The organism is Asaia platycodi JCM 25414, assembly GCF_000614545.1.
GTDB classification, from domain to species: Bacteria; Pseudomonadota; Alphaproteobacteria; order Acetobacterales; family Acetobacteraceae; genus Asaia; species Asaia platycodi.
Genome location: NZ_BAKW01000011.1, coordinates 1 through 14,396, shown reverse-complemented (window position 1 = coordinate 14,396; position 14,396 = coordinate 1). Strand labels below are relative to the sequence as shown.

8 protein-coding genes and 4 pseudogenes are annotated in these 14,396 nt (G+C 61.2%); 5 read left to right on the top strand and 7 right to left on the bottom strand.

Annotated elements, in window-relative coordinates; genetic code table 11:
- Positions 1-69: 69 nt before the first annotated feature.
- From JCM25414_RS18845 to JCM25414_RS09355, 5 genes and pseudogenes are all read left to right on the top strand, one after another.
- Positions 70-2,057, top strand: a pseudogene (locus JCM25414_RS18845) (potassium transporter Kup).
- Positions 2,054-3,210: pseudogene (gene hemW, locus JCM25414_RS18840) on the top strand (radical SAM family heme chaperone HemW). Before JCM25414_RS18845 ends, hemW begins: the two co-directional pseudogenes overlap by 4 nt.
- A 185-nt stretch (positions 3,211-3,395) precedes the next feature.
- On the top strand, positions 3,396-4,178 hold the full coding sequence (locus tag JCM25414_RS18835; protein WP_408734885.1) for a nucleoside hydrolase: 783 nt from the start codon (positions 3,396-3,398) through the stop codon (positions 4,176-4,178).
- On the top strand, positions 4,175-4,441 hold the full coding sequence (locus JCM25414_RS27035) for a nucleoside hydrolase (RefSeq protein ID WP_408734884.1): 267 nt from the start codon (positions 4,175-4,177) through the stop codon (positions 4,439-4,441). The genes JCM25414_RS18835 and JCM25414_RS27035 overlap by 4 nt, the downstream gene beginning before the upstream one ends.
- Before the next feature lie 3 nt (positions 4,442-4,444).
- Positions 4,445-4,867 (top strand): DUF1489 family protein, encoded by a 423-nt coding sequence (locus JCM25414_RS09355; RefSeq protein WP_025841469.1) that lies wholly within the window; start codon positions 4,445-4,447, stop codon positions 4,865-4,867.
- On the opposite strand, the gene JCM25414_RS09350 is transcribed toward JCM25414_RS09355, so the two are convergent.
- From JCM25414_RS09350 to infB, 7 genes and pseudogenes are all read right to left on the bottom strand, one after another.
- A complete protein-coding gene (locus JCM25414_RS09350) occupies positions 4,805-6,823 on the bottom strand; it encodes an FUSC family protein (protein WP_025841468.1) in 2,019 nt (672 codons plus the stop codon). The genes JCM25414_RS09355 and JCM25414_RS09350 overlap by 63 nt on opposite strands.
- 31 nt (positions 6,824-6,854) lie before the next feature.
- Positions 6,855-8,285: an NAD(P)H-dependent flavin oxidoreductase gene (locus tag JCM25414_RS09345; RefSeq protein ID WP_025841467.1), complete on the bottom strand. Its 1,431-nt coding sequence runs from the start codon at positions 8,283-8,285 to the stop codon at positions 6,855-6,857.
- Between the two features lie 59 nt (positions 8,286-8,344).
- Positions 8,345-10,499: pseudogene (gene pnp, locus JCM25414_RS18830) on the bottom strand (polyribonucleotide nucleotidyltransferase).
- Positions 10,500-10,745: 246 nt separating this feature from the next.
- Positions 10,746-11,015: a 30S ribosomal protein S15 gene (gene rpsO, locus JCM25414_RS09330; protein ID WP_025841466.1), complete on the bottom strand. Its 270-nt coding sequence runs from the start codon at positions 11,013-11,015 to the stop codon at positions 10,746-10,748.
- A complete protein-coding gene (gene truB / locus JCM25414_RS09325) occupies positions 10,999-11,952 on the bottom strand; it encodes a tRNA pseudouridine(55) synthase TruB (RefSeq protein WP_025841465.1) in 954 nt (317 codons plus the stop codon). The genes rpsO and truB overlap by 17 nt, the downstream gene beginning before the upstream one ends.
- Positions 11,953-11,967: 15 nt before the next feature.
- A complete protein-coding gene (gene rbfA / locus JCM25414_RS09320; RefSeq protein ID WP_025841464.1) occupies positions 11,968-12,396 on the bottom strand; it encodes a 30S ribosome-binding factor RbfA in 429 nt (142 codons plus the stop codon).
- A pseudogene (infB, locus tag JCM25414_RS18825) lies at positions 12,393-14,396 on the bottom strand (translation initiation factor IF-2); the annotation flags it as partial. The pseudogene infB and the gene rbfA, both read right to left, overlap by 4 nt.

Below are 14,396 nucleotides of genomic sequence, written 5' to 3'. Positions count from 1 at the left end.
GGCTTTATGTCAGTGATCGCTCACATCTATGTGTGCGACGCAGCGTGCTTGCCATGAGTTGGAACAGAAATGACAGACAGGCCTGACGGATTGCCAGGTTCGACAAACGCCGCAGCACCAGCCGGTGCCAAGACGGCGACCGACGGACACGGCTCCATCCGTGAGTTCGGCGCGACTGACGATCTGCACAAGAAGGCGCCGGTTGGCCTTGCCGGATTGCTTGGCGTGCTTGGCGTTGTCTATGGCGATATCGGCACAAGCCCACTCTACGCCTTCCAGGCCTCGGTCCAGATTGTCGGCTCCATCCGTCACCCGGCGGAGAGTTGGGAGATCATGGGCATCGAAAGCCTGATCTTCTGGGCGCTGATGCTGGTCGTGACCATCAAATACGTGATGCTGGTGATGCGCGCCGACCATGATGGCGAGGGCGGGATCATCGCCCTGATGTCACTGGCCCAGCGCGTCTGCAAGTCACCCAAATTCCGATGGATCTTCGGCATTGTCGGTATCGGCGGCGCCTGCCTGTTTTTCGGCGACGGCATCATCACCCCCGCGGTTTCGGTTCTGTCGGCCATCGAGGGTATCGAGGTTTCGGTACCTTCGGCCTCGCACATCATCATTCCGGTCGCGATCATCATCCTGATTGCGCTTTTCAGCGCACAGGCACTGGGGACGGGCAAGATCGGACGCGCTTTCGGGCCGATCATGATGGTGTGGTTCCTGACGCTCGCCGTGATGGGCATTCACTCCATCATGCAGACGCCGGGCATACTCATGGCGCTCTCGCCTTATTATGCCGCGCAATTCGTGTTCTATCACGGCTGGCTCGCCTTCATTGCGCTGGGTTCCGTGGTACTGGCCGTAACCGGCGCCGAGGCGCTTTACGCCGATATGGGGCATTTCGGACGAGCCCCGATCCGTTACGCGTGGCTGTTTTTCGTACTGCCCTCACTGACACTGAATTATCTTGGCCAGGGTGCGTTGCTGTTGCGCAATCCGGCTGCGCTGCAAAACCCGTTCTATCATTTGGCGCCGGGCTGGGCACAGATTCCGCTTCTGCTTCTTGCCACCATGGCCACCGTTATTGCGAGCCAGGCAGGGATTTCAGGCGGGTTCTCCCTGTGCCGCCAGCTCATCCAGCTCGGCTACCTGCCGCGCATGCGCATCATGCACACCAATGCGGAAGAGGAAGCGCAGATCTATCTGCCCGTCTTCAACTGGGTGCTGGCTCTGGGCTCGATCCTGCTCGTGCTCTCCTTCCGCTCCTCCTCGGCGCTGGCAGCAGCTATGGGATCGCTGTAACGGGCACGTTCATGTGCACCGCCGTTCTGGCCATGGTCGTGTTCCGCCGCGTGTTCAACTGGAGCGTACCGCTGGCCGGACTGGTCTTCGGGTTCTTCCTGATCAGCGACGGCACGTTCTTCGCCGCTAATGTGCTGAAGATCCCCGATGGTGGCTGGGTGCCGCTGGCTATTGGCGTCACCGCGACCATTCTCATGACGACATGGGCGCGTGGCCGCAGCCTCATCCGTGCCCGTCAGGCAGCTGACTCGCTGCCCATGGCCTCGTTTCTGGCGCGATTGCCACAATCGCGCACCGTGCGCGTGCCCGGCATGGCCGTCTTCCTGACTGCCAATCCCGACACGGTGCCCACCTGCCTTCTGCATAATCTCAAGCACAACAAGGTGCTGCACGATCATGTGCTGTTCGTCACCGTGCAGAACCTCGATCAGCCCGAAGCAGAGCGCGGCCATCGCGCCATGGTGCAGGAGCTGGCGCCGAACATCTATCGGGTGATCGTGCGTTACGGCTTCATGGAAATGCCCAATCTGCCGAAAGCACTCGAAGAGCTGAATGCGGCGGGTGTCGAATTCGACGCCATCCAGGCTTCCTATTTCGTTTCCCGTGAGCTGGTGGTGCGCTCCACCCTGCCCAAGCTCTCGCTGTGGCGCATGTGGCTGTTCCTGCTGATGGTGCGCAATGCGACCCCAAGCACCGAGTTCTTCCGTATTCCGCCCGATCGTGTGGTCGAGCTGGGCGTGAGGATTGCGATCTGAGCGACCCTACACCGCTCTCGCTCTATGTGCATTGGCCGTTCTGTCTGGCGAAATGCCCCTATTGCGATTTCAACTCGCATGTGCGCGACGAGATTCCGCATCAGCGATTCACGGCTGCGCTGAGGCAGGAACTCGCTTCTGATGCCCAGCGCACCGGTCGCCGGCCCTTGCGCTCGATCTTCTTCGGTGGGGGCACCCCCTCGCTGATGCAGCCTGAAACGGTGGCTGTGCTGATCGAGGATGCGCGCCGGCATTTCGATGCACCCGACGATCTGGAAATAACGCTCGAAGCCAATCCCACCAGTGTGGAGAGAGGCAAACTCGCTGCCTTCCGCGAGGCCGGGGTCAATCGCGTATCCCTTGGCATACAGAGCCTCGATGAAACCGCGCTGCGCTTTCTGGGGCGCGAGCACTCAGCCTCTCAGGCTATCGCCGCGCTTGAGACGGCGCGCACCCTTTTTCCCCGGCTTTCCTTCGATCTGATCTATGCGCGCCCTGGACAGACCCTGAGCACATGGCAAGCCGAGCTGCATCAGGCGCTCGAGCTGGCATCCGATCATCTGTCGCTTTATCAGCTCACCATAGAGCAGGGCACGAAATTCGAGGGACTTCACAGACAGGGTCTTTTCGTACTGCCCGAAGACGACGACGCCGCCCTTCTTTATGAAAAGACTGCCGAAATTGCCGGGCTGCACGGGTTGCGGGATTACGAGATCTCGAATTACGCCCGCCCCGGTGCAGAAAGTCGCCATAACCTGACCTATTGGCGCTATCAGGATTATATCGGTATCGGCCCCGGCGCCCATGGGCGCCTGACGCTCGACGGGAGGCTCCATGCCACGCGCCGCCATCGTGCCCCTGAAATATGGGCAGATCGCGTCGAACAGCGTGGCAGTGGCTCAACCGAAGAGACCCCCCTTTCTTCGGAGGAACGCGGGCGCGAAGCCTCTTGATGGGGCTGCGCCTGCGCGAGGGCATCGCTCTTGACTGGTTCGCAGAACGCACCGGCCGCCAGATGCAGGATTGCGTCGATCCACGCATCCTCGACGCCGCTCTGGAGGAATCCTATCTGACGCTCGACGACCACCGCCTGATTGCGACCAATGAAGGCCGTGTCAGGCTCGAAGCCCTGCTCGGGGCGCTTGTTCTCTAGACTTTTACCGGCCCTGACCGGTCCCGAGTTTGTTTTTTCGCAAGGCACAGGTCCCGATGCGTAATCGCCTGCTTCCCTTGCGACACCGATAAGCTAGAAACGAGTCTCGGGGGGAACCTCTCCCGCCTCTCGGAGTAAGAGCTTTCCATGCGTCGTTTTCTTGCCAGCCTGGCTCTTGCAGCCTTATGATCGGCTCAGCCCATGCCGGGGCCTCGACCGGCCCCGAACTCGTCATTGCCGATAATGACTATCTCGGTCCGGGTGGCTCCAACATCCAATCCGTCATTCCGCTGCTGAACAACCCGAAGATTCGAGTGCTCGGCCTCACGGTGGTCGCAGGTGACGATTGGGAAAATGCCGAGAGCGCGCGCATTCGCCGCTTTCTTGAGATTTCCGGTCATCGAGACGTTCCGGTCTTCGACGGTGCAACTCAGCCCCTGATCAACACCGTTGCTCTTACGCGCCTTCGCGAGCAGCAATTCGGCACCCTGCCCTGGAAAGGCGCCTGGGGCGGTCTGGGCTCGATGAGCAAGACTCCCGACACGCAGCCCCCTGTCGCCGCGACGCCCGATGGCGCCCCCACGCTCCAGCCGCAGGGCATCCCGGCCGCGCTGTTCATGATCCAGCAGGTTCATGCTCATCCTCATCAGGTGACGATCATCGAGGCCGGGCCGATGACCAATCTCGCGCTTGCCATCCGCCTCGACCCAAGCTTTGCCGATACGGCCAAGCAGCTCGTTTTCATGGGCGGCTATCTCGATCTCTCGATGATGTCCGTCACGGGCAATGCCGATAACGGCTCGGATTTCAATCTGATCTTCGACCCGGAAGCCGCGCATATCACCCTGACGGCACCCTGGCACGTATCACCTCGGTCGCCAATGTCTCCAACGATGTGGTGCTGTCGAAAGACGAGGTTGCGGCGATTGCCCGTGATCACAAGACACCCGTCACCGATTACCTGGTGAAATACAACGTGCCTTTGGCCATGTGGGACGAGGTTACCAGCGCCATAGTGGCCGATCCGGCTCTCGTGACCAAGGCGCAGGATGCCTATATGGATGTCGAGACGGGCAAGGGCATTGGTTATGGTCATGCCTATGTCTGGCCCGATTCTCTGGCCCCCAAGGCGATGGGCGTGCGCAAGGTGCGGATCGTGCAATCCATCGATGTCGATCGTTTCAAGAAAGACTATACCGCCTGGGCTCAGGGCTTCATGGGAAAGCACTGACCTTTGCTCAATATGATCAAACTGGTGGTCGGCTGCACCACGCTCGATGAACTCGCCGCATGGATGCAGCGCGGCGAGCGTGTCGAAGGGCATGGCGTGATCCGCACCCGTACCATGCCCAAACAGGCCGATGAGATCAGCGGTCAGGGATCGCTCTATCGCGTCATGGGCGGGCTGGTGCTGTGTCGTCAGCCCATCGTCGGGTTCCGTTCGTTCACCCGACCCGATGGGCAGCTTGGCACGCATATTCTGGTAACCGACGACATTGTGCCTGTGCAGCCCCGGGCCATGCGTCCGTTTCAGGGGTGGCGCTATCTGAAGCCTGAGGATGCCCCGCCCGATCTGGGCGGCGGCGGCGCAGTCTCAGGTATCGAGGATCTGCCCCCTGCCCTGCGCCGCAGCCTCTCCGAACTCTGCCTTATCTGAGTCTGGGTCGCGCCGCGCCAGGCGCAGAAGCAGCGCCTCGTCACGCAGCAGCGAGATGATCTCGGGCAATGCCTCGCCTCTGGCGAGTGCCTCGTTCCAGCTCTCAAAACGCCCGGCTTCCGCTTCGTTCGAATCACGAAGGCCGTTTTGCATATCGAAGCGATAGAGCGTCAATTCACCACTCAATCGACGCAGCGCCTTCAATGTCTCCTGACGGATCAGGAAATCTCCGTCACGCAACTGCACAGCGAGCCCGCCGAAAAGCGGCAAGCCGCCTCGCGAAAACTCCGCCGCAATCGTGGCCATGCCTGCCTCGCGTTGTGCCTTGTCCGTCTCCTCCGGCAGGCAATCGCCACGCAGCACCAGACTCGCATAGCGAAAATTCGCCTCAATGGCGCGCTTCACCAGCCCGTCCCGGTCGGCATCGCCGCGCTGCGGCCAGAGCAGCAGCACGCACAGCAGGGCAATAAGACTACCGATCAGATTATCCAGCACCCTCGCCCAGATGATGCCGCCCCCCGGCATCACGGCCTCTGCAATCACCACGACGAGCCCTGTCAGGAAAAAGACCAGCATGGTGTAGTTCACCGCCCTCGTGGCAATGGCCGCGAGCGACATGAAAACGGCTACGACCAGAAGAGCAGGCTTGTCTGGCAGAACCAGCGCGCAGAGTGCTGCCAGCAGACTGCCGCCGATACTGCCGATCACACGCTCGACGCTGCGCACCAGCGTAACGTTGCCAGCAGGCTGCATCACGAGCAGGGCGGCAATCAGTGCCCAGTAGGAGAAACCCTCTCCCCCGTAGAGACAGACGATCTGGGTCAGGGTCAGAGCGAGAGACAGGCGGCAGGCATGACGCCATATCGCGGGCGTCAGCACCCTGAGCGCGGTGCTTTGCTCTGCCTCTGCCTCCTGATGACGGCGCGAGAATGCTGCGATCATGCGCTCGAAAGCTTCCGCGCAGGCGATGATAGGCATCGCGTGAACCACACCCCCGATACGCGCCTTGCGGTCGAGTGTCTGGGCAAGCTGGCCGAGAATTCTGAAATCCGGCTCAGGCCGTGCCGCCTGACGCATGCATTCGTGACACGCCATGCCAAGACGCGCGAGCAGATTGCGCAGCTCAGGCGAGAGCGGCCCTGCCTCGGCCTGATGTTCGAGCGCCAGAAGGGCGGTGAAGACACGTTCGGCTGCCGATAGAGCGACCTCCATACGGCGCCGCAGGCGGAAATTACCATGACGGGCATCGAGCACCATCACCAGGCCGCGGGCACGTTCGATGGCATTGCGCGCAGCCTGACGGTGCACCGTTTCACGCAGGCGCCCCGCTGCCAGCTCACGCGCCATCAGATCGAGGATATAATAGGTTGCGGCAAGGCTGCGCCGGGCAGGCGCATAGGGCTGTTGCCGCCACAAAACGAGGCAGAACAGGGTCGCCAGAGCGCCCCCCGCGCAGAACAGCCCTGCGATCTCGGCAGCCTTTATCGGCGAGGCCGGGAACCCCGTCGCCGCGACAGCCGCACAGCCTGCCAGCACCCAGAGCTGCATGACGGCCGGAGAAAAGACGCGAGACAAGCCACAGCCCAGACCGATCAAGGCGACGAGTGGCAGAGTTGCAAGGGGACCGAATACGCTCAGCGCGGAGACGGTGAAAACCATCGCTGTCCCGGCGAGCGTGAACCCGCCCAGCACCTGAAAACGTTCACGGTCGGGGCCACCCGGATCGATCAGGCACGCCCAGAAACAGGCGAAAGCGATCCAGGCCAGAACCGGCTGATCGAAAAACAGAGACGGCGCCAGTGCCAGCGCCGTAACGAGCGCGGCGCGCCCCCCCTCATACAGGCTGAGCTGCTCGGGTGAGAGCGTGACGGCATAACGCGCCAGATGATTGGTGGAAGAAGTGATCAGAGAAGCAAAGGGGCGAGAGGCAGAAAGACGGGAATGCCCCTTCATCATGCCGCACCGCTCCTTCGCAAAAAGGGGGCGCTCAGCGCCCCGTCATGATCTGCTCGACCAGCTGTCTGACTGTCGGCGTGAAGCCACCAGCATAGAACGGATCGCTTCCGAAACGCCATGCATTGGTGCCACCGAACATCAGGTTATGATCGACAACCTGATCGGCCATCGCCTGACCGGCACTGTCATCGACATGCGCGATGTCTTGCAGGCTCTTCTGGATGCAGAAGGAACGCGGGTCGGCCTTGGCACCATTGGTGTAATTCGGCCCGCGCTGGCTCCAGTTGGAGAAGCGGCACTCGGACAGACAGCCCATGCAGGCGACCTGCTCGGCCACGATGATACGGCTCTCTTCCGGGGTTACGAACACCAGGGTCGAGTCCGGCGTGCGCATGGCCTCGGTATAACCTGCTGCCTCCCAGGCCAGAACATGGGCACGATCGGCTGCGGTCATGAAGACCTCGCGCTTGCGCGCGCCGATGCCATGGGGCGTATCGTGCTCACCTACGGGTTCGCTGCTATAGGCTACCTGACGTTCCGAACGGCCACGCAGAGTCATCATGAAGCTGTTATTGACCGCCGAGGAGTAAAACCCGGTCGGTGAGAAGCGATTCAGATAGACATCGCCCTCATGCAGCTGACGCAGGCGACGCTTCCACGCCTCGGGGATAGGGCTTTCCTGTGTCAGCAGCGGACGTGTGCCAAACTGGAACACAATCGGACCGATCTCGGGATTATTGAACCAGTGTGCCCATTCTTCGAGCCACCACACGCCACCGGCCATGATGATCGGCACGGACTCGAGCCCGAACTGGTTCATCGCCTTGCGCAGCGCCGCGACGCGAGGATACGGGTCTTCCGGGTGAAGCGGGTTTTCGGTGTTCGACAACCCGTTATGCCCGCCTGCACGCCACGGATCTTCGTAGACCACTGCGCCCAGAAGTTCGGCCGTCTTGTGATAGGCGCGCTTCCACAAGGCGTTGAACGCACGCGCCGAAGAGACGATCGGATAGTAGTGAACGTTGTGACGGGCTGCGATTTCGGAAAGGCGATAAGGCATGCCAGCGCCACAGGTGAGGCCATCGATAAGACCGGGGGCCTGTTCGAGAATGCCTTCGATCACCTGCTCGGCGCCGCCCATCTCCCATAGAAGATTGGCGTTGATCATGCCCTTGCTGCCGGCGATCTCGCGGGCGATCCTGACCTGTGTGATACCGCCCTCAATGGCGTAGCGAATCAGCTCTTCGTGCCGTTCGCGCCGCGTGCGGCCTGAATAGGTCTGCGGAATGCGGTTGCCATCTTTGTCATAACTGTCGGCATTGACGGCAGAAACCGTGCCTACGCCACCGGCGGCGGCCCAATGCCCTGCAGAAATACCAGTCGAGACCGAAACGCCCTTCCCACCTTCAACAAGGGGAAGAACCTCCCGGCCAGCCATGCGGACGGTATCAATCGACATCATAATCTATGTTGTACTCCGAGAGAGGCGACAGCATTGCCGCCCCCTCCTGAAACGGCAGGTCAGTCAGCGTCGCGCTGTCTGGCGGGACGGGTCGGCTTTGCACCGACGTTTTCCGAAATATCGGCACCCGTCTGCTGGTCGACAACGCGCATCGACAGCTTGACCTTGCCGCGATCGTCGAAACCGACAACCTTGACCTTCACGGTATCGCCCTGCTTGATGACATCTGTCGTCTTGGCCACGCGGGCATCGCTCAGCTCGGAGATATGCACAAGACCGTCGCGCGGGCCGAGGAAGTTCACGAACGCGCCGAAATCGGCGGTCTTGACGACCTTGCCATCATAGATACGGCCGATTTCGGGCTCTGCCACGATGCCTTCGATGCGCGAGATGGCCTTCTGGGCCTGCTCGTCATTCGAAGCAGCAATGGTGATCACGCCTTCATCGTTGATATCGACCTTGGCGCCCGAGAATTCAACGATCTCGCGAATGACCTTGCCACCCGAACCGATGACATCGCGGATCTTTTCCTTGGCGATGGTTAGGGTGGTGATCTTAGGCGCATTGCGCGACACCCCTTCACGGCCCTCGTCGATGGCCTTGGCCATCTCGCCGAGGATGTGCAGACGGCCGTCACGGGCCTGCTCGAGCGCAACCTTCATGATTTCAGGTGTGATCGAGGTGATCTTGATGTCCATCTGGAGCGCGGTAATGCCCGCTTCCGTTCCGGCCACCTTGAAGTCCATGTCACCGAGGTGATCTTCATCGCCCAAAATGTCGGAAAGCACGGCGTAACCGCGATCTTCCTTGATCAGACCCATGGCGATACCGGCGACGGGGCGCGGCAGAGGCACACCGGCATCCATGAGCGCCAGCGACGAACCGCAAACGGTAGCCATCGACGACGAGCCGTTGCTCTCGGTGATTTCGGAAACGATACGCACGGTGTAAGGGAAGCGATCCTTGCCCGGCAGAAGCGGGTGGAGGGCGCGCCATGCCAGCTTGCCATGACCGATTTCACGACGGCCCGGGCTACCCATGCGACCACATTCACCGACCGAATAGGGCGGGAAGTTGTAATGCAGCATGAAGTTGGAACGGTACTCGCCTTCGAGCGCGTCTATGATCTGCTCGTCCTGCGTCGTGCCGAGTGTCGCGACAACGAGTGCCTGCGTTTCACCACGGGTGAACAGCGCCGAGCCGTGAGCGCGCGGCAGAATGCCGACTTCGGACACGATCGGACGAACTGTCTTGGTGTCGCGGCCGTCGATACGCTGGCCCGTCTTCAGAATAGCACCACGAACGACCTGAGCCTCAAGCTCCTTGAGCATCGGCTTGGCAATATCGACGTCGAGTCCCTCTTCGATAAGCCCCTCGATGATGCGACCCTTCGCGATCGCGATCTTCTCATAGCGAGCCTGCTTGGCTTTTTCCTTATAGCGTCGGCCATGAGCTTGGTGCCGATCTTCTCGACGCGCTTGCGCAGAGCGATCTGCTCCTTGGTCGGGCCCTCGAGATTCCAGGGCTGCTTGGCGGCATGCTCGGCAAGATCGATGATCGCATCGATAACCGGCTGGAACGCTGCATGACCGGCGGTCACGGCATCGAGCATCACCTCTTCCGAAAGTTCGGAAGCCTCGGATTCGACCATCAGCACGCCTTCGGTCGTACCGGCGACGACCAGATCCAGGGCGCTTTCCTTCATCTCGGCGACAGTCGGTTGATAACCGTGCGACCGTCAATGATGCCGACACGCGCCACACCGACAGGGCCGTAGAACGGAATGCCGGAAAGCGTCAGAGCAGCCGAGCAGCCGATGAGCGCAACCAGACCCGGATCATTTTCCATGTCATGGCTGAGAACGGTCGCGGTGACCTGCACTTCGTTACGGAAATTCTCCGGGAAGAGCGGGCGGATCGGACGATCGATCAGACGCGAGATAAGGGTCTCGCTCTCCGAGGGACGCCCTTCGCGCTTGAAAAAGCCGCCCGGAATACGACCAGCCGCGTAGGCTTTTTCCTGATAATTGACGGTCAGCGGGAAAAAGTCTTGACCCGGCTTGACGTTCTTGGCGCCAACAGCGGTGCACAGCACCACAGTGTCGCCATAGGTCACGACAACAGCGCCGTCGGCCTGACGGGCAATCTTGCCGGTTTCGAGCACGAGCGGGCGACCTGCCCAGTCGATTTCCTTGCGGAAGTAGTTGAACATCATTCTGTCCTGAAATTGCGGCTTTGGCACCGGAAACGGGGGAGAGGGAGGGAACGGGCCCTGACTGGCTGGCAGCGTTTCGGACGGCATGGCAAGAACGACCGGGATCGGACCGGCATGTCACCATGTGGCCTGAAACGCCGAAGGCCGGTTCTGTCTCCAGCTTCAACGTTCAGTGACGCAGCCTGTTGGCCCGCCGCCAGAAAAGCGGCGGGCAGTGGCGGAGACGAGGCGCTCCGCCCGAGCATGTTAGCGGCGCAGGCCGAGACGCTCGATAAGGGTCTGGTAGCGGCCCTGGTCCTTGCGCTTGAGATAGTCAAGCAGGCCACGGCGCTGGCCAACAAGCATCAGAAGGCCACGACGGGAGTGGAAGTCCTTCTTATGCGTCTGCAGGTGGCCCGTCAGGTTGACGATGCGCTCGCTGAGCAGAGCAACCTGGACTTCCGGCGAACCGGTATCGGTCGGGGCGGTCTTGAATTCTTCGATAAGCGCCGTGCGGCGTTCAGCTGTAATCGACATCTCTGTCTCCGTATTTAAACGACTCGAATATGCGTATCGGCTTGAGACGCCCCTCCTGGACGCGGCACAACCCGACAAGACACCCCCCCTCGTGGGCTTGCAGAACGTCGCCATCCTGCATCGTCAGCATCAGACCGAAGCGGTCGGTCAGAGCGAGGCTCTGTCCGAAGCGCAAGGCCTGTGCTTCTGCGTCGGTCACGGCCAGAGCCGGGATGTCGGCCAGCGCGGTCGAGACCGGGCGCAGAAACGCTGAAAGTGCATCGGCCTTGTCGTCATTTTGGACCAGCTTGTCCAGTGTTATCGCATGCTTCTCGTCGAACGGACCGCATTTGGTCCGACGCAGGACAGCGATATGTCCAACCGTTCCGCAGGCCAAGGCGATGTCTCGCGCAAGACTGCGCATATAGACCCCCTTGCCCGACTGAACCTCGAAAATGGCATGATCGCGATCAGGGCGTTCGACGAGAACAATGGAATCAACACGCGCCGGACGCGGCGGTAGTTCCGGCGGTTTGCCGGCACGGGCGAGATCATAGGAACGCTCTCCATCGACCTTCAACGCCGAATAGACGGGCGGAACCTGCATGATGTCGCCGGTCAGCGCGGGAAGCACCGCGCGCAATTCCTCGTCCGACGGACGGTGCAGGCTGGTGGCGACCACCTCTCCTTCGCGATCATCCGTCGTACGGGATTCACCGAGGAAAAGCGTGAAGCGGTAACGCTTGGTCGCATCCATGATATAGGGAATTGTCTTGGTGGCCTGCCCGAAAGCAACAGGCAGAATGCCCGTCGCCAAAGGGTCGAGTGTGCCGCCATGCCCGGCTTTTTTTGCATCGAACAGGCGACGCGCCTTATTCACCACATCGGTCGAGCCGATCTGCAGGCTCTTATCGACGATCAGCCAGCCGTCGATTTCCTGCCCCTTTTTGCGTCCCATGATGGGTCGCTCCGTTCAGTCTTTTGAATCGAGGTCGCGCTTGACCTCGGGTGTGCGCATGAGCGCATCCATATCCATCGCATGTTCAAGCGCCGTGTCGGGCTGGAAATGGATTTCCGGCACCATGCGTGAACGAAGCGTCTTGGATAGACCCGTACGCAGGAACGGCGCGATGCGCTTCAGCGCAGGGAGAATTTCCTCGACATCGCTTCGACCCAGGCGGCACACGAACGCGGTGGCATGCCGGAAATCGGGCGAGATACGCACCTCCGTCACGGTCACGCGGACGTCTACTAGTTCCGGATCGCGGAACTCGGTGCGCGCGAAAATCTCCGAGAGGACACGACGGACCTCCTCGGACATTCTCAACTGACGCTGCGAAGGACCACCGGCAGCGTCACCGGGGCCTGAAAACCCCGGCACCTTGGAACGCGATCCCCTCATGCAGGGATCACTTCCATTTCGAAGCACTCGACCATGTCGCCTTCACGCAGGTCGTTATAGCCAGCGAAGGAAAGACCGCACTCGTAATTGCGGGCCACTTCCTTGACGTCGTCCTTGAAGCGCTTGAGCTGGCTCAGATCACCTTCATGGATCACCACGTTCTCACGCAGCAGGCGCACGCCACAGCCGCGCTTGACCACGCCCTCGGTGACATAGCAACCGGCGACCTTGCCGACCTTCGTGATGTTGAAGACCTGACGGATCTCGCATAGCCCAGGAACTTCTCGCGATGCTTGGGCGCAACCTTACCCTTGACCAGCTGCTCCACGTCATCGGTCACCTGGTAGATGATCGAGTAGTAGCGGATATCCACATCTTCACGCTGTGCCATCTCACGTGCCTGCGTCGTAGCACGCACGTTGAAGGCCACGATGATGGCGTTGGACGCTTGGCAAGCTGAATGTCGCTTTCCGTGATCTGACCGACAGAGGCGTTCAACACGCGAATGCGTACTTCCTCATGTTCGAGCTTAAGCACAGAAGCTTCGATCGCTTCGGCCGAACCCTGCACGTCAGCCTTGATGAGCAGAGCCACTTCCTTCTGCTCACCCGCCTGAATACGGGCCAGCATCTGGTCCAGTGTACCACGAGCGGCAGCACGACCGGCAGCCATCTTGTCACGCTGGCGACGCTGACGGAACTCGCAGATCTCGCGGGCGCGGTTTTCGTTTTCGACAACCACGAACGGCTCACCAGCACCCGGAACGCCCGTAATACCGAGCAGTTCGACCGGCATGGACGGACCGGCATCCTTGAGCTGACGCCCCTTGTCGTCGAGCATGGCGCGCACGCGGCCCCACTCGGCGCCGGCCACCACGATGTCCGAACGATTGAGCGTGCCCTTCTGGACCAGCACCGTTGCCACCGGACCACGACCACGATCGAGACGGCTTTCGATGACCGAGCCTTCGGCAACGCGGTTCGGATTGGCCTTGAGGTCGAGCACTTCTGCCTGAAGCAGAATGGCTTCTTCCAGCTTGTCCAGACCCGTGCGCTTCAGCGCCGACACTTCGATATCCTGCACGTCGCCGCCGAGCGCTTCCACCACGATCTCGTGGCTGAGCAGAGCCTGACGGACACGGTCGGGGTTAGCACCTGGCTTGTCGATCTTGTTGATCGCCACAATGATCGGCGCATCGGCTGCCTTGGCATGCTTGATGGCTTCGATCGTCTGCGGCATGACGCCGTCATCAGCTGCCACGACCAGCACGACCACGTCGGTGACGGAAGCACCACGGGCACGCATGGAGGTGAAAGCCTCGTGGCCTGGCGTATCGACGAAGGTAATCTTCGCACCGCTGGCAAGCGTCACCTGATAGGCGCCGATATGCTGGGTGATGCCACCCGCTTCGCCCGCGGCCACATCGGTGGTGCGCAGCGCATCGAGCAGAGACGTCTTGCCGTGATCGACATGACCCATGACCGTGACGACCGGAGCGCGGGGCTGCAGTTCGTCTTCGCGGTCGTCCACACCCTCAATGCCCAGCTCGACGTCGCTTTCGGCAACACGACGGACACGATGGCCGAATTCGCTGATAACCAGCTCTGCCGTGTCGGCGTCGATCAGCTGGGTTGGGGTCGCCATAACGCCCATCTTCATGAGAGCCTTGACGACTTCAGCCTGACGCAGCGCCATACGGTTGGCCAGTTCGGCCACCGAGATCGATTCCGGCAGAATCACGTCGCGCACGACGCGCACCTGATCGGCACGTAGACGCTCGAGTTCGGCCTGACGGCGCTCACGATCGCGCTGACGACGCACCGAAGCGAGCGAACGCGTCTTGTCATCATCGCCTTCGATGGCGGCGCGCACGTCGATCCGGCCCGAACGGCGAGAGTCACCGCTTTTCTTGGGTGCAGCCGGCGCCCCACGACGCGGCGGCACTGCCGGAGCGCGGCGCGGACTGGCGCGACGGTCATCTTCCGTCTCACCACCACGAC

Bases quoted from the DNA above. Each gene is read 5' to 3' on its own strand.
- JCM25414_RS18835 (WP_408734885.1), top strand. From the start codon at position 3,396: ATGATCGGCTCAGCCCATGCCGGGGCCTCGACCGGCCCCGAACTCGTC.
- JCM25414_RS09345 (WP_025841467.1), bottom strand. From the start codon at position 8,285: ATGATGTCGATTGATACCGTCCGCATGGCTGGCCGGGAGGTTCTTCCC.
- truB (WP_025841465.1), bottom strand. From the start codon at position 11,952: ATGGGACGCAAAAAGGGGCAGGAAATCGACGGCTGGCTGATCGTCGAT.
- JCM25414_RS09350 (WP_025841468.1), bottom strand. From the start codon at position 6,823: ATGATGAAGGGGCATTCCCGTCTTTCTGCCTCTCGCCCCTTTGCTTCT.
- rpsO (WP_025841466.1), bottom strand. From the start codon at position 11,015: ATGTCGATTACAGCTGAACGCCGCACGGCGCTTATCGAAGAATTCAAG.
- rbfA (WP_025841464.1), bottom strand. From the start codon at position 12,396: ATGAGGGGATCGCGTTCCAAGGTGCCGGGGTTTTCAGGCCCCGGTGAC.